The sequence below is a fragment of the Rhodococcus sp. C3V genome, assembly GCF_029269915.1.
Classification (GTDB): domain Bacteria; phylum Actinomycetota; class Actinomycetes; order Mycobacteriales; family Mycobacteriaceae; genus Rhodococcus_F; species Rhodococcus_F qingshengii.
This window is the reverse complement of the sequence record NZ_JARJBE010000017.1, coordinates 26,202-47,479: the sequence shown is the minus strand read 5'-3', so window position 1 is coordinate 47,479 and position 21,278 is coordinate 26,202. Positions and strand designations below refer to the sequence as shown.

Here is a 21,278-nt window from a genome sequence, read left to right as displayed (position 1 = left end):
AGAAATTGTTTGCCATACAAACAACGCCGAGTTATTGTTTGTCGTACAAACAAGTAGGAGTTCGTGATGGCCACCGAGGCAGTTCCCGCAGCGCGCGCGACGCGTGAGTCGGGCAAGCAGACGCGCATGGCGCTGTTCAACGCCGCAACCGAGCTCTTCCTCGAGCACGGCGACAGCGTCTCCATCGCGCAGATCTGCACGGCCGCCGGCGCCCATCCCAACCAGGTGACCTACTACTACGGCTCCAAAGAAAAGCTCTTCGTCGAGGTGGCGTGCGCGGCCGTTCTGCGCGCAGGCAAGCGTGCCGAGGTCGATGCCGCCGACGCCGACACCGTGGGCGACTACACCGAGAAGCTGGTCGGATCACTCCTCGGCTCGGGCGCTCCCAGTGTCGAACTCTTCGTGGAAGCGATGATGATGACGGGTCGCCGTGGTGAACTCCGCGATCTGATCTCCGAGACGCTTCGCACTCTGCATTCCTCGGGTGAAACCGCCCTCCTCCGTACCTTGATCCGCACCGGCTGGCAGCTGCGCGCGGGCATCGACGTCGAGTCCAAGGCCTTCTGGTCTGCGATCTTCGGCCTCGTCATCCAGAAGACTGCCACCGGCGAGAGCTTCGGCTACTCCCTCGAGGAGGCGGTTGCCGTCATCTTCGCCACCCTCCAGATACCCGACGCCGTACTCAACAGCTCGATGGAATGAACTCTCTTCGAGCGTGATTCTCCGACAAGGACTTCGATGAATATCGTTCGCGTGTTCGACAGCAACGTCACCAAGACCCCGGATAAACCCTTCCTGATATTCGACGGTCACGATCACACGTACTCCCAGGTTCAGGAGGGAAGTCGACGTGCCGCGGGCTATTTGCAGTCGCTGGGCGTGCAGCCGGGTGACCGCGTCGCGCTGATGTGTTACAACACTCCGGGATTCGTGTACGCGATGCTCGGTGCCTGGCGCTTGGGCGCCGTCGTGGTCCCCATCAATCACAAGATGCAGACTCCGGAAGTTGCCTACGTGCTGGAGCACGCGAAGGTGTCGGTGTGCGTCTTCGACGGTGAGTTGGCGCCGGTTGTCGGTCGACTGGAGACAACGGCCAAGCTGATCAGCACGGACTCTGTCGCAGACGGTTTCGACTTCTTCGACGACGCCATCACCCGCCAGGAGGGCGTCGGCGGTATCGACATCGACGAGAACGATCCGGCCGAAATCCTCTACACCTCGGGGACTACCGGCTCGCCCAAGGGCTGCGTCCACAGCCACCGCAACGTCGTCGGTGTTGCCGTCACCGCGGCCCTCGCCGTGTCGACGACTCGGGACGAGCGACTGCTCATGGCCGTGCCGATCTGGCATGCTTCCCCGCTCAACAACTGGTTCATGTCCACGCTCTACATGGGCGGAACCGTCGTGCTGCTGCGCGAGTACCATCCCGTCAAATTCCTGGAAACAGTTCAGGAACAACGCATTACCCTCTGCTTCGGCCCGCCGGTCATCTACACCACTGCACTCAACCTCGTGCCGAACTTTGCCGACTACAACCTCGGAAGCGTTCGTGCGTGGTTGTACGGCGGGGGACCGATCGGCGCGGATGTCGCTCGGCGACTGGTGGAGTCGTACGGCACCACCGAATTCCGGCAGGTCTACGGCATGACCGAGACCGGGCCAGTGGGCACCGTGCTGTACCCCGAAGAGCAGTTGAGCAAGGCGGGCTCGATCGGCCGCGTCGCGCTGGCCGGCGTCGACCTGCGCCTGGTTGCCGATGACGGCACCGACGCGGAGCCCGATCAGATCGGTGAGATCTGGCTGCGCGCCGACACCGTCATGCAGGGGTACCTCGACGACCCCGCTGCCACGAAGGCTGCATTTGCCGACGGCGGTTGGTATCGCACCGGCGATCTGGCGCGCAAGGATGCGGACGGCTACCTCTTCATCGTCGACCGTGCGAAGGACATGATCATCACGGGCGGCGAGAACGTCTACTCCAAGGAGGTCGAGGACGTGATCTCCGGCCACCCGGACGTCGTCGACGTCGCCGTTGTCGGAAAACCCAACGAAGAATGGGGCGAGACCGTCGTCGCGCACGTCGTCTGGCGTGAACCGGATGTCATCAGCGCCGACGACATCAAGGACTATCTCTCGGACAAGTTGGCGCGCTACAAGATTCCGCGTGAAGTGGTGTTCGCGACGATTCTTCCGCGTACACCGACCGGCAAGATCCAGAAGCACCTCATCCGCGCAGCGAGCTGAAAGGCCTGTCATGACTGATATTTCCGAGAAGACCGTCACCCACCCGGCTCCGCATCGCACCCATGCAGTGCTCAACCAGTCGGTACCGCGCACGGACGTCAACGAGTTCGTGCTCGATACGGTCCTGGTCGAAGGCGTCGCGCGTCACGACGCCGATTGGGCCACCAGTGAACTCACCGATATCGGTGAACTGGTCGGCAGTGCCGGGTTCCAGCACGACGCCGAGCTGGCCAACACGGTGATCCCCGAATTGAAGACCTTCGATCGCTGGGGAAACCGCATCGACGAGGTCGAATACCATCCGTCGTATCACCGGATCATCTCTGCCGCCGTTGCGCACGGTGCTCACACCTCTGCCTGGGCTGACCCCAAGCCGGGTGCCAACGTGGCTCGGGCCGCGGCATTCATGCTCTTCTCCCAGGTCGAACCGGGCCACGCGTGCCCGATCTCCATGACGCACGCTGTGATCCCCTCGCTCGAGCTGCAACCCGATGTAGCCGCCATCTGGACCCCGCGTGCCCTTTCTCGGAGTTACACCCCCGAGTTGGATGCTCCCGGAAAGGCATCCGCGATCTTCGGAATGTCGATGACGGAAAAGCAGGGTGGCTCCGACGTGCGAGCCAACACGACCATCGCCAAGCCGGCCGGACGTGGCGGCCCGGGTGCGGACTACCTCCTCACCGGACACAAGTGGTTCTGCTCCGCGCCGATGTCCGACGCCTTCCTGGTTCTTGCTCAGGCCGAAGGTGCTGCCGGCGAGGGACTTTCCTGCTTCCTTCTCCCCCGCATCCTGCCCGACGGCACACGCAACGTCTTCCGTATCCAGCGTCTGAAGAACAAGCTGGGCAACAAGTCCAACGCGTCGTCCGAGATCGAACTCGACGGCACCGTCGGCACCATGATCGGCGAACCGGGTCGTGGCGTGCGGACCATCATCGAAATGGTGTCCCAGACGCGACTCGACTGCATCCTCGGCAGCACGGCAGGTATGCGTCAGTCGGTCGCCGAAGCGGTGTGGCATGCACGGCACCGCAGCGCTTTCGGTGCCGTCCTGGCAGATCAGCCGGCGATGACCTCGGTGCTTGCCGATCTGGCTCTCGAATCCGAAGCCGCGACCATCACCGCACTGCGATTGGCCCGTGCGCAGGACGAGGACGCGAATGAGCAGGAAAAGGCGTTCCGCCGACTCGCGACGGCTGTTGCGAAGTACTGGATCTGCAAGCGCGGCCCGCACCACTCCTACGAAGCCCTCGAGTGCCTGGGCGGCAATGGTTACACCGAGGACTTCCCGCTTGCCCGTCGCTACCGTGAGCAGCCCGTCATGGCCGTGTGGGAGGGGTCGGGCAACGTCATCGCGCTCGACGTCCTGCGCGCGATGACCCGTGAACCCGACTCCGTTGCCGCCTTCGACCACGAGATCAACCTCGCCCGCGGCAACAACCCGGTCCTCGATCAGCACCTCGATCGGGTACGACGCCAACTCGGTGAGCTCGCCACGATGGCACCTGCCGACGCCCAGTTCCGCGCTCGGACCGTCGTCGAGGCAATGGCGTTGGCGCTGCAGGCTTCGCTCATGGTGCGCCACTCCCCGGCCGCTTCGTCCGATGCGTTCATTGCCGCTCGCCTCGGCGCCGACCGTGGTCACGAGTACGGAACTCTGCCTGTGGGAACAGATTTCGCGGGAATTCTCGCGAGAGCCTAAGGCTGCTCCCTCAGTACCCTGGTGACGGTGTGTACTGCCGGCGTCGGATTGTTGGGTCGCCATGCCATCGCGATTTTCAGCGTGGGCGTGGCCCCGGCGATCGGCAGGTACACGACCCCGTCCATGGACAGATGCGCCGTCGACTCCACGACGACGGCAATCCCGACCCCCGCTCCGACCATGGCCAACAGGCTGTACGGATCGGGGGCTTCGTGCGCGACGGTGGGCGTGAAACCTGCTGTGGCGCAAACGGACAACGTCGCATCGCGCACCACCGAGCCGTGCTCGGCGGGATACATCACGAATCGCTCGGTTGCCAGGTCTTCCGGTGACACCGAGTCATGCGCACCGAGGTGATGCCTCGCAGGAACCGCGACCATCAAGGTTTCCTCCCGCACCGTGTGTGTCTCGAATCCGCGCGGAATGGGCAGGCCGACTATGCCCATGTCCAGTGCTCCGCGTCGGAGAGCGTCGAGCACCTCACCCGAGTACATCTGCGGCCGTAGTTCCAGTTCGATTCCCGGATGGGAGTCGGCCAAGGACCGTGTGAGGGCCGATAGGACGGTGTAGCCGCCTGTTCCGCCGAAACCCACTGTGACACGGCCCGTCTCGCCAGTCGACGCGGCCGATGCGATTTCTCGTACCACGGCGATCTGCGCTTCGATGATTCGTGCGGGCGTGACCAAGGCTTCGCCGGCTGCGGTCAGTTGCACTGATCTGGTGGTCCGGACGAACAGGTCGGTGCCGAGTTCGCGCTCGAGCGCCCGAATGGTCTGGCTGAGCGGGGACTGCCCGATGTGGAGTCGCTCGGCGGCCCGGCCGAAATGAAGTTCGTCGGCGACTGCGAGAAACGCGCGCAGCTGACGCAATTCCATGTCGCTCCTCCCGGTCTTCATTATGTGGTTCTCCCACATAAATGAGTCGAACTAAGTCTTGGACTCTACATGGATTTCGGACGATAGTGATTCACGCCTCACATTGCATCCCTTGGTGATGCCCGACGCGAGAATCAGGGAGAACCGTGGATCAAAACCCAGGTCAAGACACCAATCCGCCTGAATACAACACCAAACAGGCACGCAAGGCCGGAATCACGGCGTTCGTCGGAACGACCATCGAATGGTTCGACTTCTACATCTACGGAACCGCATCCGCCTTGGTGCTCGGCCCGCTGTTCTTCCCGGATGCGTCGCCGGCGGTGGGGACACTCGCAGCCTTCGCGACTTTTGCCGTGGGATTCGTGGCTCGTCCGGTCGGCGGAGTGGTGTTCGGTCATTTCGGAGACAAGTTCGGTCGCAAGAACGCCGTGATCATCACCCTCGCGCTCATGGGGTTGGGAACTGTCGGTGTCGGCCTCCTCCCTACGTACTCCCAGATCGGGATCTGGGCACCGATACTGCTTGTGGCACTGCGTGTTCTCCAGGGCATTGCCATGGGCGGCGAATGGGGCGGTGCCGTGTTGATCGCCACCGAATTCGCTCCCCCGAAGAAGAAGGTGCTCTACGGCGCGTTTGCGCAGCAGGGTTCACCGGTCGGCAACCTGCTCGCGACGCTGGCCTTCCTCGGCCTGACGTTGATGTCGGATTCCGTGTTCGAGTCGTGGGGTTGGCGTCTGCCGTTCCTCGGATCCGCAGCTTTGGTGATCGTCGCTCTCTACATCAGGTTGCACATCTCCGAGACACCTGAGATGAAGAAGGCTGTTGCGGCACAGGAACGTACACGGATGCCGCTGGTCGAAGTGTTGCGTTCGCATCCCGTCGAACTTGCTCTCGGCGTCGGCGCTGTGGTTGCCGGTGTTGCCATCACGTACGTCAAGACAACCTTTGCGCTCTCTTGGGCGACAACGGATCTCGGCTTCGAGCGTAGTGACTTCCTCCTCGTGATCACCGTGGCACTGGTAGCCCAGGCGCTCGTACAGCCTTTCGGTGCTGTGCTGGCCACGCGGATCGATCCGTCGAAAGCGGTCCGTTGGATGCTGCTTCCGGAAATCGTGCTCCTACCACTGATGTTCGTGCTGGTTCAGACGGGCTCCGTGCCCTTGGCGATTCTGGGGATGGTCCTCGCGACGGCGCCTCACGCAATGTATTACGCCGCGTTGGCCGGCATCCTGGCACAGGTTTTCCCCACCAATGTTCGGTATACCGGCATCTCTCTGTCGTACCAATTGTCGACCGCCGTATTTGCCGGAACGGCCCCGATGGTCAGCCAGTATCTGCTGACGCGAACCAACTCGATCTGGCCGGTCGTAGCTCTAGGGCTCGTGTATGTCGTTCTCTCCCTTGTCTGTATGACTGCTTTGTTGCGCAGGAGTGCGCTGCATGCGCAAGCGCCCGGGCTGGAGTCGACGAGCTCCTCGAACATGACCGATGCTTCCACCCTGAAAGGCGTTGACCACTGATGAACTTTGCACACACCGACCCCGCTCTGACAGCGGTAGTGGACAGATGGACCGCGAAGGCGGACCGAGAGACGTTGAACGGATTGCTCGACCGGCTGGGCCGAGATGCAGCCGGCCGTTTGTCCGAGCTTGCCGACATCGCGGACAAGAACCCGCCGGTGCTGCAGCAATTCGACAAGGCCGGTGACCGCGTCGACCGGATTTCCTATCACCCGGCCTACTTGGAACTGTGCCGGGCGGCGTACAACGAGTACGGCCTGTCCGCCATGTCGCACCGAAAAGGGTTGCACGGATGGGACTCCGTGCATCCGCCACTCGCGAAGTACCTCGCGTCGTACATCTTCGTGCAGGCCGAGTTCGGGCTGGCCTGCCCGGTGTCGATGACAGATGCTGCTGCGCGGACCCTGCGTATGTTCGGTGATCCGGCCGTGTTCTCGCCCTGGATCGACGCGTTGACGTCGACGGACCCCGAGCAGGCGAAGACGGGTGCGATGTTCATGACCGAGATTCAGGCAGGCACCGACATCGCCTGCACCGAAACACGAGCCGAGCGCGACGGTGACGGATGGGTTCTGACGGGCAAGAAGTGGTTCGCCTCCAACCCGGATGCCGATGTGATCATCACCCTCGCAAGATTCCCGGGCGGACAGGATGGTTCGACGCGTGGAGTCGGAATGTTCATGGTGCCCAAGACCTTGGGATCCGGCGAGCGCAACAACCTCACGATCGATCGTCTCAAGGACAAGCTGGGTACGCGTTCAATGCCGAGCGGCGAGGTGACGCTGAACCGGGCGCACGCACTCCAGGTCGGTGAACTCGATCGAGGGTTCCGCCAGATGGCTGAAATGGTCAACACGTCTCGCCTCTCCAATGCGATGCGTTCGAGCGCTCTCATGCGCCGAGCAGTTCGTGAAGCCGTCGAACATTCGAAGAGCCGAGTCGTGTTCGGTAAGAGGCTCTTCGACCAGCCGCTGATGCGGGCGACACTTCTTCCCCTTGCACTCGATGCCGAGGCTTCGCTGGCCCTGGTCGCGTACAGCGCACAGTGTCTTCAGGCAGCAGACGGCGGCGACGAACAGGCGCGCGCACTGATCAGAGTACTGACACCGATCGCCAAACACTTTGTCTGCAAACGCGCGCGGGTGGTCACCGGCGAGGCCATGGAGGTGCGCGGAGGAAACGGCTACATCGAGGAATGGGCCAACGCGCGCCTAGTGCGGGATGCCCACTTGGGCTCGATCTGGGAGGGCTCGAGCAATGTCATTGCGCTGGACGTACTTCGGTGCCTACGCAAGTTCAACTCGCACCGCACGGTCGCGGGAGCTATGACGGACATCTTATCCACCGTCGGACCGGATTGCGAAGCCGGGTCCGGAGTTCTGTTGCGGCGCTGGGAGGAACTGGTAGAGGAAGGAGATCGTCTGATCTCCGGATCTGACGATGCCGCCCAGGCCGCCAGTGCAAAGTATGCCGACGAGCTCGCTCGTGCCGTCATGGCGACCCTGCTTTTCGATCTTGCGGATCACGGCATCCGACACGGTAATGGGTACCGGTCGCTGCTGGTGGCGAATTCCTACCTGGCCGGTCTTGCGGGGAAGGTGCCGTCGGCTGCACTCGGCAATCTCGACGTGATCACCGACGGCGGTGACGTCGAGCTGGATGATGCACGTGACGTCGTAGCCGAGTTCCTCTCCGTAGCAGGGGTTCAGCGGTGAATTCTCCAACAGGCCCCACACCCCTCGCCGGCGTCCGTGTTCTGGATCTGTCGAAGATCCTTGCCGGGCCGTACGCAACCATGTCGCTTGCCGATCTCGGAGCCGACGTCACCAAGATCGAACACCCTGAAGGCGGCGACCCCACGCGTTCATGGGGACCTCCCTTCGTCGGGGTCGATGCCGCCTACTATCTCGCGATCAACCGCGGCAAGAAGTCGGTGACGATCGACCTCAAGTCCACCGAAGGGCAGGAGATCATTCACCGTATGCTCGAAGAGACCGATGTGGTCGTCGAGAACTTCAAGCCGGGGAGCGGATTACAGAAGATCTTCGACTACCAGGCACTGTCCGAGCGATACCCGCATCTGATCACCCTGCACATCTCTGCCTTCGGTGAAGAAGGACCGCTGCGCGACGAGCCGGGGTACGACATGATCGCGCAGGCCGCGGGTGGGCTCATGTCGCTCACCGGTGAACCGGGTGGTGCTCCGATGAAATCCGGGTTTGCGTTGGGAGACTTGGGCGCAGCGCTTTTCGGACTGATCGGTGTCCTGGCTGCATTGGTCGAGCGAGGCCGGACCGGGCGCGGACAGTACGTGACCACGTCGCTGTACGAGTGCCAACTCGCGATGCACGTGAACTGGGCGACCAGTTACTTCGCCACCGGTGAGCGCCCGACTGCGTTGGGCTCCGGTCATCCGAATCTTGCTCCGTATCAAGCATTTCCTGCCAGCGACGGGTACTTCGTCGTCGCTGTCGGCAACGACGCGATGTGGGAGTCGCTGTGCGAGGCCATCGGAAGGAGTGAACTGGTCACCGATCCGCGTTTTGCCCACAACCGCGACAGAGTGGAGAACCGCGAGAGTCTGGAACGAGAACTCACCAGCGCCTTCGCATCGGAGACCGTCGAACACTGGTGCGCTCTTCTCGCCCAACGCGCCGTACCGGTCTCACCGATCAGGCATCTCGACGAGATCTACTCCGATCCCCACACCGCCGCGCTCGGAATGGTCGGAACCGTCGACCATCCGACGCTCGGACCGTTGAAGCAAGTGGCCTTTCCGGTCAACTTCTCCGGCCAGAGGCCACGTCTGACGTCGGCGCCGCCAGTTCTCGGCGCCGACAACGACGAAGTCCTTGGTACCGCTCAGGCCAGCCCGCTCAACGCAGGTGGTGTGTTGTCGTCGCGCCAAGCGATGGCCTCGGCAAGCGTCGTGAGGTCGTAGTCCGGTCCGCTGACGCCGACGGTGAAGAGCGAGACACCGTCGGCGACCAGTTCAGCAGCATTTTCGAGCCCAGGCCACGGAACCGAGTGCTCTACTTCCAGCGGGTTCCGGCCCACGTCGGCGCAATGGTCGGAGAGGATGTCTGACTTGCGCAGGTGTGTCTCACGGTCGCCGAAGCTGTGCCAGACGTCGGCGTACTCGGCGACCAGGCGCAGGGTCTTCTTCTCGCCGCCACCGCCGATGAGGACCGGGATGTTGCGCGTCGGCGGCGGGTTGCCCTTCGCCAGGCGGCCCGTGATGCGGGGGAGGTATTCGCCAAGCAGTTTCAGCCGTGAACCGGGAGTGCCGAAGTCGTATCCGAACTGGTCGTAGTCCTTCTCGAACCAGCCGGCACCGATACCGAGGATCAGGCGCCCGCCGCTGATGTGGTCGACGGTTCGCGCCATGTCGGCGAGTAGATCCGGATTGCGGTAGCCACCACCGGTGACCAGGGCGCCGATCTCGACGCGTTCGGTCTGCTCGGCCCAGGCGCCGAGCATGGTCCAGCATTCGAAGTGTGCGCCGTCGGGATCGCCGGTCAACGGGTAGAAGTGGTCCCAGTTGAAGACGATGTCCACCCCGGCGTCCTCGGACCGCAAGACGGCGTCGCGTATCAACCCGTAATCGGGTGCGTGCTGGGGTTGGAGTTGAACACCGATGCGTACCGGACGAGTCATGCCACGCTCCTGACGAGAGGAATGGTTATCTTCTCCCATCATGGCCGGGTGTGCGCGGTACCGCTACCGCCGCAGGGTCGGCGAAACGATCACGCGCCGACAGCTTCGTGTACTCCCAACTCTTCGAGGAGTCGAGTGCGCAGCGCGGCGTATCCCGGCTGTGAGGGACTGCGCGGCTTCACGAACGACACGGTCTCGAGAATGCTGACCCGGCCGTCTCGCAGCACCGCAATACGATCGGCCAACAGGATTGCCTCGTCGATGTCGTGAGTCACCAGAAGGACCGCGGGGCGATGTTTGCGGCACAACTCCGCAACCAATGCCTGCATGCGGAGACGCGTAAGCGCATCGAGTGCAGCAAAAGGTTCGTCCAGCAGAAGAAGCCGCGGGTTACGTACCAGTGCTCGTGCCAGGGCCACGCGCTGGGCTTCACCACCGGACAGGGTCGTGGGCCAAGCACGTTCACGCCCGGCGAGCGACACTTCTGCCAGCGCGGCCGCGGCCGCTTCGCGGTTCTTCCGGGTGGAGCGTTGTCCGAGGATGACGTTGTCCTGGACTCGCTTCGACGCAATCAAACGAGGCTCTTGGAAGACGACGGTCCGGGCTTCCGGTGCACGGACCTCACCGGCATCGAAATCCTCGAGTCCTGCAAGGATCCGCAGAAAGGTCGTCTTGCCGCTACCACTGGCTCCGAGAAGTGCCACGAACTCCCCCGGTCTCACGTCGAGTGAGAAACCGTCCAGAATTGTCCGATCGCCGAAGGTCTTCACGACGTCGACAGCATGGACACCCGAATCCGTATGTTGGACGGTCATGCGCTCTTCCCCCACTGCTTGTAGGGCATCAGGATTCGCTCGATACCCCGAACGAGGAGGTCGACCGACAACCCCCAGATTGCGTAGATGATGACGACGACCACGAGGACGTCGGTCTGGAAGTATTGCTGCGCAGAAGTCATGAGAAATCCCAGACCCTTTGGTGCATTACTTAATTCGGCGACGATGAGTGCGAGAAGTGACACCGACAACGAGACCCTCAATCCGACGAGCACCGAAGGAATCATTTCCGGCAGAATCACCTGACGAATCAGTCCGAGACCCCGTAGTCCGAACACACGTCCGGCCTCGATGACCTTGCGGTCTACATTGCGGACTCCACTGTGAGTGTTGATGTACAGCGGAAACAGTGCTGCGGCCGCGATGATGATGATTTTGGGACGCTCGTCTATGCCGAACCACAGAATCAACAGCGGTGTGATCGCAAGAAACGGGATCGTGCGGAGCATCTGGAGCGTGGGGTCCACAAGCTTGTCGGCGAGAGCGAACAATCCTGACGCAATACCGAGCGAGAGTCCGAGGGCACCGCCGATGGTAAACCCGATGGCTACCCGCGCAAGTGAGACCGAAAGGTTCTCCCACAGAACACCAGTCGTCACGAGTTCGACAAACGCCGACCACACGGACCAGGGAGACGGGAAGACCTTTTCGTCGATTCGGCCCGTCGCTGATCCGAGTGCCCACACGGTGACTAATGCGACCGGAACACTCGCGCGAAGCGCAGTATCGGAGAGCCGGCTTCGTCGACGCTTGGCAGTGCGAGGCGCGATTCTGTCTGCATCCGAGACTGCCGCTACCGCTGCAGGTAACTGGGGTGCCTCGACGCTCACGAGACAGCCCAGGTCGTGACGTCGAATGCGTTGGGGGCCTTTCCGGACTTGACCAAGAAGTCGAGAGTCGAACGGACGGTGTTCAATCCGTCAGGGTCGACAGGCTCACTCTGAAAGTTCCAAAGCGTTGCTTCCTTGACAACGTCCACCGGTGATCCCGTTGCGTCGAAAACGAACTGTGCGTAGGCGTCGTGATCGGCATCGATCGCCTTGTCGCCTGCTTGAATGACTTCCCAAACAGCCTTGCCCAGATCGGGATTCGAGTTCAGCGTATCCCGCGACGTCAGCGCCACGCTGGTCGCGAGGAGATCCGGATCGTCGACGCTGGCCTTGGACAGGACAGGAAAGTCGATTTGTTTCCTCCAGATGCCGGCTGTCGTGGCCGGAAGGGGCACGGCGTCGATGTCACCACGTTGCAGAGCGGGGAGTGCATCGGCAAAGAGCAGATTGACCAACTCCACCTTGTCCGCGACACCGGCTCGTTCGAGGACCGCCCGGCCGTACTTGTCGAAGTTCGACCCGAACTGCAGTCCTACCTTCTTGCCTGCCAAGTCTTCGATCTTGGATACTCCGCCCTCACGGCCGAGGAACCAGATATCCGACGACGGTTTGTCGATCACGAGGGCCGGCACGTCGATTCCGCTGGCCTTGGCCTGAACCGCGGGGGTATCCCCGATCAATCCCACCTGCACGTCACCGGTCTGCAGCGCCTGCACCACCGGAGGGCCGTTGTTGAAGCCCACGAAGGCTTTGTACTCGAAGCCGTACTTCTCGAGGATGGGTTGCGCCAGGCCTTCGTGCACGGCGTACCCGAACGAGGTGGTGTCGGTAGGACTCTTGCCTGCAGCCCCGTTCCAGGGCGCCCCGACCGTCAGTGGGACAAGGTCTTTCGAACTGCTGTCGGAAGCCGCGGAGGTGGACGAGCATGCCGCTGTCGTCGCGAAAAGCGCAATTGTGAGTAGGGCTGTCAAGCCTTTGGCGCGAGATCGGGTTTTCATGGTGTTCTCCTGGCGTTCTGGGCGAGCTGGTGATAGTCGGCTGTGGATTGGGTCGGACGAGGGGACGATTTGCGCCATCCGACCCGTTCGCGGTACATCCCGAGCAGGTTCTGCCCGATCAGATGCTCCTTGTCGCGTAGTTCGGAGTCCTGAGGCTCAGGAGTACGCGACGGTGAGACGAAGATGGCGTCGGCGGGGCAGTACGCCTCACACTGGAAACATGTCTGACAGTCCGAATGCCGCGCGATCGCGGGTGGTGAATCCGCTACGGCTTCGAAGACGTTCATCGGACAGATGCGGACGCAGATGTCACACGTCGTGCACCGGTCGATGCTGATCAACTCGATCATGATGCACTTCCCTGCTGAGCCAATGCACTGCCGACGCGGGGCAACTCGGTATCGGGGGCAACCCAGATGTCGTTCAAGCCGCCACTGAGCAAGCGATGGGTTTGGTCCACGTCGGTGGCGGGAAAGTCGATGCGAGTATGCATGCCGCGAGTTTCGGTCCGTACCAAGGCCGAACGAACCGCCCAGCGGCTCATCGCGAGCATCCCGGCCGCTTCGCGTTGCGCGATAGCCTCTGTTCCGGCGGTTGTGTGGTCGAGGTCGCGAGATGCGCTCTCCCAGAGACGATCAAGTCGAGTAGCCGAATCGATCAACCCGCCGTTGCTTCGGAACACGGACTTGTCGATCGGGAGCATCTCGGACTGAATGGCGCGAACAGAGCCGCGTACGTCGTCGAAACCTCGATCTCTCACACCGAGCGTTCCTGACGATCGAGTGTCGGATAGGTCTGTCGCTCTTCGGCTATCGGAGAAGGACGCGGCTGCTCGTCCCGCCCAGGTGCCGGTCGCAATGGCCCACGACAGGTTGGGGCCACCCGCTCCGGTGGCTGCGCCGACGATGCGATCCCGTGCGGCGATGTCTCCAGCGGCGTAGAGTCCGGAAACTCCGGTGGACGCGTCATGGTCGAGGATATGTATCCCACCGGTGCCTCGGACCGTTCCTTCTTGAACCCAGTCCATCGGGAAGCGTTCGTTGAACGGATCGACCCCCAACTTGTCCGTGACCATGAAGAAATTGGGCATGGCGGCTCGCAATGCCGGTTGCACTTCCTCGCCGAACTGTGTGAACTGTGCGGTGATCGTGCCCCTCAGCGATGCGCCGAGAAGCTCTGCGCGGCTTTGATGTAAATCGTGATAGTGAATCGGTTCACCGAGATGATCCCAGTACGAGGCGGTGACGAAGAATCCATTCTTGTCCATGCTCGTTCCGAACGGCACCATTCCGTAGAAATTGGAGAACTCCATGCTCGAGAGGTGCGCGCCCACCTCCGCGGCCATCAGATGCCCGTCTCCGGTATTGACGTCTCCGCCGAGGGAATGGCTCTTCCACGTCGTTCCGCCGGTTGCCAGGATCACCGCACCGGCATCGACACGCCACGGCCGTTTCACTTGGCGCTGGTAACCCGTTGCACCGGACACCGTCCCACCGGCATCTACGAGAAGTTCCAGTGCCGGACTGTGATCGAGTACGAGTACACCGGACTTCTTCACCTTCCCCCGAAGGAATCGAAGGTAGTCCGGAGCTGCACCGGAGAACGATCGCTCACCGGGGCGGGCGCCGAAAAGTGTTCCGGAACCGCGCGGCTTCGTACTGGGTTTGTAACCCCATTCGGGAATGAGAGCGGTTCGCGCCCAGGCCTCGTCGAGTACCGCTTCAGTCCAGATGCGATCGGTGATGTATCCACCTGAGCGTTCACGCTTCGAAATCTCCTCGTCGCGGCGCTCGGCCACCGGCGGCACGAGCCAATGGCCGACTCCTGCAGTGGCGGCGACTCCGCTGGCACCGACATAGCCTTTGTCCACCAACGTGACGGCCGCGCCGGATTCGGCGGCGGCGACGGCCGCCCACGTAGCGGCCGGACCCCCGCCGACGACGAGGACGTCAGTCGACACGAGAAGGTTTTCGACGTCGTCAGTGACCACGTGCCCGCGAAAACGTGGGAGTGAGCGCGCCATGACAGCGCACCTCCGATCTGGAATGCGTTGGGAGAGAGAAGTACGAGATGTTCGCTCTAGCTACACGACGGTGAGAGGGAGGCCTCGAGGCGTTCGAGTCGGTCGGTGATCTTTGCCAATTCCGTGAGGATTCCGGCTTGCCCGGCCGGTGCGTACCGATTGGCGTGTGCAACGCCGACCTCGATCAACCCCAAGGCTTGATGGGTGGTTACTTGGAAGAAACCGAGCTGATCCAAGACTTCCGCCGCGTATCCCGTTGTCGCGTTGGCCAACGCCCACACAAGATTTGCTCCGTTGACGATGGAATTGCCGACGAGTTGCGCGTCGGTCACAGCCGCTTCGAGGATGGCTCTCGCCTCGGGGCCGAACGTCACGTCGTTGTCGTCGAGTGGGGTACCGTCGGGCACCACAAGGTCGAGAGTCTTCTGGATCGACGTCCGTGTCAGGCCGAGGTGGTCGAGGCCTCGCAATATCAGGTTCTCTTCCTCGTCTAGCAGCGCCTGCAACAAGTGTTCGGAATCGACTGTCCGTGAGCCTTTTCCAGCAGCTGCCGCGGGTGCCAGAGAAATTACCGACGCAAGATGTGGGCTGAAGGGTAGATCGGTGTCGATATGCTCGGTGATACGCACGGCAGAATCAGGAATTTCGCGATCGAGTGTTCCGCGGAGTGCCATCTGGCAGATTGCCGAGACAGGCAGTCCGCGTGCGCGTACAGCAGCAGCGAGGTCATCCGGGAGATAGATGTTGACCTTCGGCATCGATTCTTCCTCTTCTACCTGATCTCGACCGCTTGACCTGCACTGATGTGCATAACCCCATATAACCCCCACGGATGGTGTCGGGCAATCGTCGGTGCCGTTGTTCCGGCAGGAAAGCCCAGTTCAGGGGTTTGGTTCAGGCTGGTCCGAATCTGGTCGCGTGCGCACGGTCTGCCCACAGCAGACAGGCGGGGCCGCGGCACTGCCGCGCCGGTAGGAATGGATTCATGACTACTGAAGCGCCCACCGATACCGGCTACCGTGACCTGTTGACAGACAGGCTCTTCCGACAGCGCACCATTCTGCTCACCGGCGAGGTCAACGACGCCATGGCCGAACGTGTGTGTTCGGAACTGGTGCTCCTCGCCACCACCGACCCCAAGCGCGACGTCGTGCTCTACATCAATTCACCTGGCGGGTCGGTGTTTGCCGGTCTGGCCATCTACGACACGATGAAGCTCATCCCCAACGACGTCGTGACGGTCGCGATGGGCTTCGCGGCCAGCATGGGCCAGGTGCTTCTCTGCTCCGGCACCCACGGCAAGCGAATCAGCCTGGCGCACAGCCGCATCATGATGCACCAACCTTCGGCAGGTATCGGTGGCACTGCGGTGGACATCGCGATTCAGGCCGAGAGCCTCGAGCTGATGAAGCGTCAATCGCAGGAAATCCTCGCCGCCGAAACGGGCCGGACCGTCGAAGAGATCGAGACCGACAGCGATCGGGATCGCTGGTTCACCGCCGAGCAGGCGCGCGAGTACGGAATCGTCGACCGCGTCGTGACGTCCTTCGCCGAGATCGCACCGCAAGCCACCTTCCCCAAGATCGGATTGTGACGTCATGTCCCAGTACACGATTCCCAGTGTCATCGAGCGAACACCAACGGGTGAGCGATCTTTCGACATCTTCAGCAGGCTGCTCAACGAACGCATCGTCTTTCTCGGCATAGAGATCGACGACGGCGTCGCCAACGTCGTGATGGCTCAGATGCTGCATCTGCAAGCCGACAACCCGGAACGCGAAATCGGTTTGTACATCAACTCTCCCGGCGGTTCCACCACGGCGATGCTCGCGATCTACGACACCATGCAGTTCTTGAAACCGACGATTTCCACGTACTGCATGGGTCAAGCGGCTTCGGCTGCTGCAGTGCTTCTGGCTGCCGGCACTCCGGGCCATCGGCATGTTCTCGCCCATTCCCGGGTGCTGCTGCACCAACCGTCGACGCAAGGTAGCGGCACCATCTCGGACCTCGCGCTTCAAGCAGCCGAGATCCTGCGAATCCGGGAGCAGACCGAGGCGATTCTGAGTAAGCACACCGGTCAGAGCGTCGAGCGATTGCGTAAGGACACCGATCGCGACAGGATCTTCACCGCCGACGACGCTATCTCCTACGGACTGGCCGACACCCTCATCGAAGGGAACTGACTAGGCCGCCATCAGGACGGGACCCGAGATCGGTGCGGGAGAGTGCCCGAAGGTGAGGGAGTTGAGTGCAACGATCCGGTTGCCCGCTCGGAACAGTAGATGCTCGAGCGGCATCCCGAGCGCTTCGCAGATTGCGCGCAGAATTTCCGACGACGGTTCCTTCTTGCCCCGTTCGATCTCGGAGAGGTATTGCTTCGACATCCCGACCTTTGCGGCTACGTCGTCGAGAGTTCGGTCCTGATCGCGTCGAACCTCCCGCAGCACTCGTCCGTAGGCTTCACGAATCAGTGGGGGTTTGCGCACGGCAACAGCCGGATCGGGGAGTTCCGACTCACCCTTGACCAGGACCAGTCTGCGCGGCGCATCCATAGGCCGAGTATTCCAGCCGACCGGTACGGACACCACCGGGTTCGCCGAGGGCTGACATCTAGTCCGTTCGAACACCACCGGCAAGGAACATCGCTCGAAGAACGAAGGCCGCCTCGGGCCCGATGATCTCGCCGACAAGGCTCGTGTAGCGGTCGACGAACTCGGGCCCGTGGGAAGCCTCGTCGGAGGCGGGGTCGCCGAGGTGGTGCGCAAGTTCGTGCAAGACAACGAATTCGCGTAGCGCCCACCGGCCGTCACGGTCGTCCGGGACGGCGATGACGTCGTTCGAGTAGTGAGCGGCGGCATTGCCGCCGCGGGAGCGTACGGACACTGGAATGGTTGCGCGAGTCCAGGTCTCCCGTACCCAATTCAGCCCGAGTAGCTGATCGCAGTACGCCTGGACCGACTCCACGGAACCGAATTTGCGCTCGACCGGCAAGGTGATGGTGGAACCCATGACCTCGACGCTCCGAAGTCCACGCTCGTCGGCGCGATCGAACATGGTGCGCACCAACGTCTCTGCCTCGTAGACGGCGCTCCGCTGCGTATCCCTCACGAGTCGAGCTGCCCGCGTACCCCGCCGATCTCCGGAAGGTTCCCCAGACGTGCGGAGCGCGCCGCCCGATCACCCGCTCGTCGAGCATGTGAGGAATGCCCGGCGCTTGCGCGGCCGCCGCCCCGCCACGTCCCACGCGCTTTGGAGTTGGACGAGTAGTAGTCCTTCAGCTCGATTTCCTTGTTACGCAGCACGAGTGCGGTTTCGGAAGACGACGTGGCAGATTCTGCGATCGCGGTCTTCTCCGTCTCCTGCTTCGTCTCGGCCAACCGCGCGCCGATGCGGGACGCGTACGCCATCTGGAAGTTCAGGCGCGCCGTCACTCCGGCCACCGGCTTGCGGACCTGCGTGCTGACGCGTCGTCGTCCACGAGTTTCGACGACGGTCCGCACGGACGTTTCGCCGCGGTACGCCCCGGAACGCACGTAGGCATCGGAGTCACGCACCATCTGGAAGAGCAGGCTCGAATACAGGGCCTCGCACACGTCGATGTCGCCGGCGAAGCCGTAGGCGTAGATGACGGCCGACGTCTGCGCGATGTCGCATTGCACGTCGTTGGCAGCGGCGATGGCGATGAACAACTGGGCGTACGTTCGCAGTCCGCGCTTGCCCGGTTCGCCGATGGTGATGAGCCGTTGAGTGGGCGTCGCACGCTTTTCCGAAGACGCGGTGTGCGCACGCGCGACCGCCAGGTCGATCGCGGAACTGGTGGCCAACCGCTGAGCGGCAGCCATGAAGGCTTCACCTTCGTGTGGATTGTCGGTGGACTCCGCTTGGCGAAGCAGCGCACCGATGCGGGTCAGCATCTTCTCCGAACTCACCGTGAAAGACTACGCTCGCGCGCCGACACGGACGTTTATGCTGCTAGCGCACACGCTCACCCTCGACTTGGATCGTCCGGCACGTTCCTGCCGGTAGAAGGGATCAACCCCGTCATGGCTTCAGTGACTTTCGAGAGCACCACCTGCCTGTTCCCCGGATCGAACACTCCGGCAGTGGACAAGCTCGACCTCGAGATCGAGGACGGCGAGTTCCTCGTCCTCGTCGGACCCTCCGGCTGCGGAAAGTCGACCACCCTGCGCATGCTCGCCGGGCTCGAAGACGTCCACAGCGGACGCATCCTCATCGGCGACCGCGACGTCACCGGTCAGGAGCCGAAAGAGCGCGACATCGCGATGGTCTTCCAGAACTACGCGCTGTACCCGCACATGTCGGTGGCCGAGAACATGGGTTTTGCGCTCAAGCTCGCCGGAACCAACAAGACGGAGATCCGCGCCCGCGTCGAAGAGGTCGCGAAGATGCTCGATCTCGAGCCGTACCTCGATCGCAAGCCCAAAGCACTGTCCGGTGGCCAGCGTCAGCGAGTGGCGATGGGCCGCGCCATCGTCCGCCAGCCGCAGGTCTTCCTGATGGACGAGCCGCTCTCGAACCTCGACGCGAAACTCCGTGTGCAGACACGTACGCAGATCGCTCAGCTGCAACGACGCCTCGCGACGACGATGGTTTACGTGACCCACGACCAGGTCGAGGCCATGACGATGGGTGACCGCGTCGCCGTCCTCGAAAAGGGAATCCTGCAGCAGTGCGCCTCGCCGCGCGAGCTGTACAACAAGCCGAAGAACGTCTTCGTCGCCGGCTTCATGGGTTCGCCCGCGATGAACCTCTTCACCCTCCCCGTCGTCGACGGCGGCGTCGCATTCGGTGACGGGATCGTTCCGGTTCCGCGCGAGACGATGAACGGCGTCGTCGAAACCGAGGTTGTTCTGGGTATTCGCCCCGAGCACCTCGAGATCGCAGCCGAAGGCCTGCCGATGGAGGTCGACGTCGTCGAGGAACTGGGCTCGGACGCCTACGTCTACGGCCGGACCACGATCGGCGGACGGTTGCAGCAGATCGTCTCGCGTGGTGACTGGCGCAATCCGCCGCAGAAGGGCGAGCGCGTCAACCTGCGCGTCGACCCCGAGAAGGTGCACATTTTTGCCACCACCGACGGGCGTCGCCTGGGTTAGGTGGACCTGTCAAACGACACATGACCGATTCAGGTTCGGCGTAATACCCACAAGTAGGGGTGTCTCGTGCCACAGTAGGGGCCGATGCCGGGAGCCGGCACTCATGGCGCATGCCGTGAGCAGGCTCTCGGTGACCGTCTATTTGTCATACACATACGGGGAGCGAATCCATGGTTCTGAACTCGAAGGCGATGCGCCGCGCTGCAATTGCAGCCACGGCAGCGTCCATGCTGGTACTGGCAGGCTGTTCGTCCGATTCGGACAAGGACAGCGGAACCAGCACCACGGCCGCATCCGAGGGATCGTCCTCGAGCGAAGGCCGCGGACCCATCACGATCGTCGAGGGGCAGGATGCCCTGAACGAGGCGCTCGAAAACATCATCTCCGACTGGAATGCCGAGCATCCGGACGAGAAGGTCACGCTCAAGCCGCTGGCGAAGGAAGCCAACGCGCAGGTCGACGACATCACCCAGCGCATGCAGGCCAAGAGCGACGAGTACGACCTCATCGGCGTCGACGTCGTCAACACCGCCCAGTTCGCCGCAAACGGTTGGCTGCTGCCGCTCGAGGGCGACCTCGCGATCGACGAGTCCGGCCTCCTGCCGTCGACCGTCGCTTCGGGCACCTACAACGGCAAGCTCTACGCAGCGCCGAAGAACACCAACGCCGCGTTCCTGTACTACCGCAAGGACCTCGTCGAGAAGGCCCCCACCACGTGGGCCGAGCTCAAGGAAAACTGCCCGAAGGCTGTCGAAGCCGGCATCTCCTGCTACATCGGTCAGTTCAAGAACTACGAGGGCCTGACGGTCAACACCACCGAGATCACCAACGCCTTCGACGGCCCGTGGGTCGGCCCGGACGGACTCACCCCGGCCATCGACGACAAGACGAAGGCAGGCGTTCAGTCGATCGTCGACAACTTCGCCGACAACACGATCCCGCAGGAAGCGCTGACCTACTCCGAGGGCGAGTCGCAGACCGCGTTCGGCGACGGCAAGGCACTCTTCATGCGCACGTGGTCCGGCTTCTCGGTCGACGGTGAGAAGACCTCGGTTGCCGGCAAGTACGGCTACACCGTTCTTCCGGGTGTCGACGGACCGGGCGCTTCGACCGTCGGCGGCTACAACGTCGGCATCAGCGCGTACTCGGACGCACCCGCCACGGCTCGTGACTTCCTCGAGTTCATGCAGACCAAGAAGTCGCAGACGTACTTCACCGAGGTCGGCGGCGCACCCGTCCTCTCGGCTGTCTACGACGATCCGGCAGTGCTCGCTCAGTTCCCGTACTTCGCGACCCTGAAGGAAGCACTCGCCACCGCTCAGCCGCGCCCCGTCACGCCGTACTACACGCAGGTGTCGAAGTCGATCTCCGACAACACCTACGCTGCTATTCGCGGCGAGAAGACCGTCGAGCAGGCCTTGGCGGACACCAAGGCCGGCATCGAAACCGCCGGTAACTGATCTACCAGGA

At 62.6% G+C, this 21,278-nt stretch carries 21 protein-coding genes; 10 read left to right on the top strand and 11 right to left on the bottom strand.

Translation table 11 applies throughout. From position 1 onward, the window contains the following. Positions 1–66: 66 nt before the first annotated feature. From P3G66_RS28915 to P3G66_RS28905, 3 genes are read left to right on the top strand one after another with little or no spacing between them, the layout of a single operon-like run. Entirely contained in the window at positions 67–702 is a 636-nt protein-coding gene (locus P3G66_RS28915; RefSeq protein ID WP_030537647.1) for a TetR/AcrR family transcriptional regulator C-terminal domain-containing protein, read from the top strand. A 36-nt stretch (positions 703–738) separates the two neighbouring features. Beyond that, positions 739–2,244: a long-chain-fatty-acid--CoA ligase gene (locus P3G66_RS28910; protein ID WP_003946039.1), complete on the top strand. Its 1,506-nt coding sequence runs from the start codon at positions 739–741 to the stop codon at positions 2,242–2,244. Positions 2,245–2,254: 10 nt separating this feature from the next. Then, a complete protein-coding gene (locus tag P3G66_RS28905; protein WP_276117468.1) occupies positions 2,255–3,946 on the top strand; it encodes an acyl-CoA dehydrogenase family protein in 1,692 nt (563 codons plus the stop codon). Here P3G66_RS28905 and P3G66_RS28900 read toward each other — a convergent pair. Continuing rightward, a complete protein-coding gene (locus P3G66_RS28900; RefSeq protein ID WP_003946037.1) occupies positions 3,943–4,821 on the bottom strand; it encodes a LysR family transcriptional regulator in 879 nt (292 codons plus the stop codon). The genes P3G66_RS28905 and P3G66_RS28900 overlap by 4 nt on opposite strands. A gap of 146 nt (positions 4,822–4,967) precedes the next feature. Here P3G66_RS28900 and P3G66_RS28895 point away from each other — a divergent pair, with 146 nt between their 5' ends. The 3 genes from P3G66_RS28895 to P3G66_RS28885 are packed head-to-tail and all read left to right on the top strand — an operon-like array spanning position 4,968 to position 9,285. Beyond that, complete coding sequence (locus tag P3G66_RS28895) at positions 4,968–6,344, top strand: MFS transporter (protein ID WP_003946054.1); 1,377 nt, start codon at positions 4,968–4,970, stop codon at positions 6,342–6,344. Beyond that, the gene (locus P3G66_RS28890) at positions 6,344–8,059 is read left to right on the top strand and encodes an acyl-CoA dehydrogenase family protein (protein ID WP_276117467.1); all 1,716 of its coding nucleotides are present in this window, start codon (positions 6,344–6,346) and stop codon (positions 8,057–8,059) included. The genes P3G66_RS28895 and P3G66_RS28890 overlap by 1 nt, the downstream gene beginning before the upstream one ends. Then, positions 8,056–9,285 (top strand): CoA transferase, encoded by a 1,230-nt coding sequence (locus P3G66_RS28885; protein WP_276117466.1) that lies wholly within the window; start codon positions 8,056–8,058, stop codon positions 9,283–9,285. Before P3G66_RS28890 ends, P3G66_RS28885 begins: the two co-directional genes overlap by 4 nt. Here P3G66_RS28885 and P3G66_RS28880 read toward each other — a convergent pair. From P3G66_RS28880 to P3G66_RS28850, 7 genes are all read right to left on the bottom strand, one after another. Then, the gene (locus P3G66_RS28880; RefSeq protein WP_276117465.1) at positions 9,207–10,001 is read right to left on the bottom strand and encodes an LLM class F420-dependent oxidoreductase; all 795 of its coding nucleotides are present in this window, start codon (positions 9,999–10,001) and stop codon (positions 9,207–9,209) included. The two genes, P3G66_RS28885 and P3G66_RS28880, sit on opposite strands and share 79 nt — an antisense overlap. 89 nt (positions 10,002–10,090) lie before the next feature. Then, on the bottom strand, positions 10,091–10,816 hold the full coding sequence (locus tag P3G66_RS28875; RefSeq protein ID WP_003946013.1) for an ABC transporter ATP-binding protein: 726 nt from the start codon (positions 10,814–10,816) through the stop codon (positions 10,091–10,093). Beyond that, positions 10,813–11,667, bottom strand: a complete 855-nt coding sequence (locus P3G66_RS28870; protein ID WP_003946019.1) for an ABC transporter permease — start codon at positions 11,665–11,667, stop codon at positions 10,813–10,815. The genes P3G66_RS28875 and P3G66_RS28870 overlap by 4 nt, the downstream gene beginning before the upstream one ends. After that, positions 11,664–12,665 carry an ABC transporter substrate-binding protein gene (locus P3G66_RS28865; RefSeq protein ID WP_054831701.1) on the bottom strand — a complete coding sequence of 334 codons (1,002 nt, stop codon included), beginning with the start codon at positions 12,663–12,665 and terminating at the stop codon, positions 11,664–11,666. Before P3G66_RS28865 ends, P3G66_RS28870 begins: the two co-directional genes overlap by 4 nt. Then, positions 12,662–13,015, bottom strand: a complete 354-nt coding sequence (locus P3G66_RS28860; protein WP_276117464.1) for a ferredoxin family protein — start codon at positions 13,013–13,015, stop codon at positions 12,662–12,664. Before P3G66_RS28860 ends, P3G66_RS28865 begins: the two co-directional genes overlap by 4 nt. Continuing rightward, entirely contained in the window at positions 13,012–14,688 is a 1,677-nt protein-coding gene (locus P3G66_RS28855) for an FAD-binding protein (RefSeq protein ID WP_003946029.1), read from the bottom strand. The genes P3G66_RS28860 and P3G66_RS28855 overlap by 4 nt, the downstream gene beginning before the upstream one ends. A 56-nt stretch (positions 14,689–14,744) precedes the next feature. Further along, positions 14,745–15,446, bottom strand: coding sequence for a Clp protease N-terminal domain-containing protein (locus P3G66_RS28850; protein WP_003946017.1), 702 nt, complete (start codon positions 15,444–15,446; stop codon positions 14,745–14,747). A 227-nt stretch (positions 15,447–15,673) separates the two neighbouring features. Between P3G66_RS28850 and P3G66_RS28845 the strand changes: the two genes are divergently transcribed. Further along, positions 15,674–16,282 (top strand): ATP-dependent Clp protease proteolytic subunit, encoded by a 609-nt coding sequence (locus P3G66_RS28845; protein ID WP_007735229.1) that lies wholly within the window; start codon positions 15,674–15,676, stop codon positions 16,280–16,282. A 4-nt stretch (positions 16,283–16,286) separates the two neighbouring features. Further along, positions 16,287–16,874, top strand: coding sequence for an ATP-dependent Clp protease proteolytic subunit (locus P3G66_RS28840; RefSeq protein WP_276117463.1), 588 nt, complete (start codon positions 16,287–16,289; stop codon positions 16,872–16,874). Here the strand turns inward: P3G66_RS28840 and P3G66_RS28835 are convergent, their stop codons facing one another. Genes P3G66_RS28835 through P3G66_RS28825 form a run of 3 tightly spaced genes read right to left on the bottom strand, consistent with a single transcriptional unit; the run spans position 16,875 to position 18,620 of the window. Continuing rightward, positions 16,875–17,243 carry a helix-turn-helix transcriptional regulator gene (locus tag P3G66_RS28835; RefSeq protein WP_003946041.1) on the bottom strand — a complete coding sequence of 123 codons (369 nt, stop codon included), beginning with the start codon at positions 17,241–17,243 and terminating at the stop codon, positions 16,875–16,877. Positions 17,244–17,301: 58 nt separating this feature from the next. After that, positions 17,302–17,799, bottom strand: a complete 498-nt coding sequence (locus tag P3G66_RS28830) for a TIGR04338 family metallohydrolase (protein WP_054781392.1) — start codon at positions 17,797–17,799, stop codon at positions 17,302–17,304. Continuing rightward, complete coding sequence (locus P3G66_RS28825; RefSeq protein WP_030537724.1) at positions 17,796–18,620, bottom strand: DUF2786 domain-containing protein; 825 nt, start codon at positions 18,618–18,620, stop codon at positions 17,796–17,798. The genes P3G66_RS28830 and P3G66_RS28825 overlap by 4 nt, the downstream gene beginning before the upstream one ends. A gap of 114 nt (positions 18,621–18,734) precedes the next feature. Here P3G66_RS28825 and ugpC point away from each other — a divergent pair, with 114 nt between their 5' ends. Both ugpC and P3G66_RS28815 read left to right on the top strand, forming a co-directional pair. After that, positions 18,735–19,808: a sn-glycerol-3-phosphate ABC transporter ATP-binding protein UgpC gene (gene ugpC, locus P3G66_RS28820; RefSeq protein WP_003946073.1), complete on the top strand. Its 1,074-nt coding sequence runs from the start codon at positions 18,735–18,737 to the stop codon at positions 19,806–19,808. Positions 19,809–19,978: 170 nt separating this feature from the next. After that, a complete protein-coding gene (locus tag P3G66_RS28815; protein WP_276117462.1) occupies positions 19,979–21,268 on the top strand; it encodes an ABC transporter substrate-binding protein in 1,290 nt (429 codons plus the stop codon). The last annotated feature ends 10 nt before the right edge of the window (positions 21,269–21,278 follow it).

Excerpts from the sequence above, each read along its gene's own strand:
- P3G66_RS28890 (WP_276117467.1), top strand. The coding sequence starts at position 6,344 with ATGAACTTTGCACACACCGACCCCGCTCTGACAGCGGTAGTGGACAGA.
- P3G66_RS28915 (WP_030537647.1), top strand. The coding sequence starts at position 67 with ATGGCCACCGAGGCAGTTCCCGCAGCGCGCGCGACGCGTGAGTCGGGC.
- P3G66_RS28860 (WP_276117464.1), bottom strand. The coding sequence starts at position 13,015 with ATGATCGAGTTGATCAGCATCGACCGGTGCACGACGTGTGACATCTGC.
- P3G66_RS28900 (WP_003946037.1), bottom strand. The coding sequence starts at position 4,821 with ATGGAATTGCGTCAGCTGCGCGCGTTTCTCGCAGTCGCCGACGAACTT.
- P3G66_RS28905 (WP_276117468.1), top strand. The coding sequence starts at position 2,255 with ATGACTGATATTTCCGAGAAGACCGTCACCCACCCGGCTCCGCATCGC.
- P3G66_RS28875 (WP_003946013.1), bottom strand. The coding sequence starts at position 10,816 with ATGACCGTCCAACATACGGATTCGGGTGTCCATGCTGTCGACGTCGTG.
- P3G66_RS28840 (WP_276117463.1), top strand. The coding sequence starts at position 16,287 with ATGTCCCAGTACACGATTCCCAGTGTCATCGAGCGAACACCAACGGGT.
- P3G66_RS28835 (WP_003946041.1), bottom strand. The coding sequence starts at position 17,243 with ATGGATGCGCCGCGCAGACTGGTCCTGGTCAAGGGTGAGTCGGAACTC.
- P3G66_RS28910 (WP_003946039.1), top strand. The coding sequence starts at position 739 with ATGAATATCGTTCGCGTGTTCGACAGCAACGTCACCAAGACCCCGGAT.
- P3G66_RS28845 (WP_007735229.1), top strand. The coding sequence starts at position 15,674 with ATGACTACTGAAGCGCCCACCGATACCGGCTACCGTGACCTGTTGACA.
- P3G66_RS28850 (WP_003946017.1), bottom strand. The coding sequence starts at position 15,446 with ATGCCGAAGGTCAACATCTATCTCCCGGATGACCTCGCTGCTGCTGTA.
- P3G66_RS28865 (WP_054831701.1), bottom strand. The coding sequence starts at position 12,665 with ATGAAAACCCGATCTCGCGCCAAAGGCTTGACAGCCCTACTCACAATT.
- P3G66_RS28880 (WP_276117465.1), bottom strand. The coding sequence starts at position 10,001 with ATGACTCGTCCGGTACGCATCGGTGTTCAACTCCAACCCCAGCACGCA.
- ugpC (WP_003946073.1), top strand. The coding sequence starts at position 18,735 with ATGGCTTCAGTGACTTTCGAGAGCACCACCTGCCTGTTCCCCGGATCG.
- P3G66_RS28855 (WP_003946029.1), bottom strand. The coding sequence starts at position 14,688 with ATGGCGCGCTCACTCCCACGTTTTCGCGGGCACGTGGTCACTGACGAC.
- P3G66_RS28815 (WP_276117462.1), top strand. The coding sequence starts at position 19,979 with ATGGTTCTGAACTCGAAGGCGATGCGCCGCGCTGCAATTGCAGCCACG.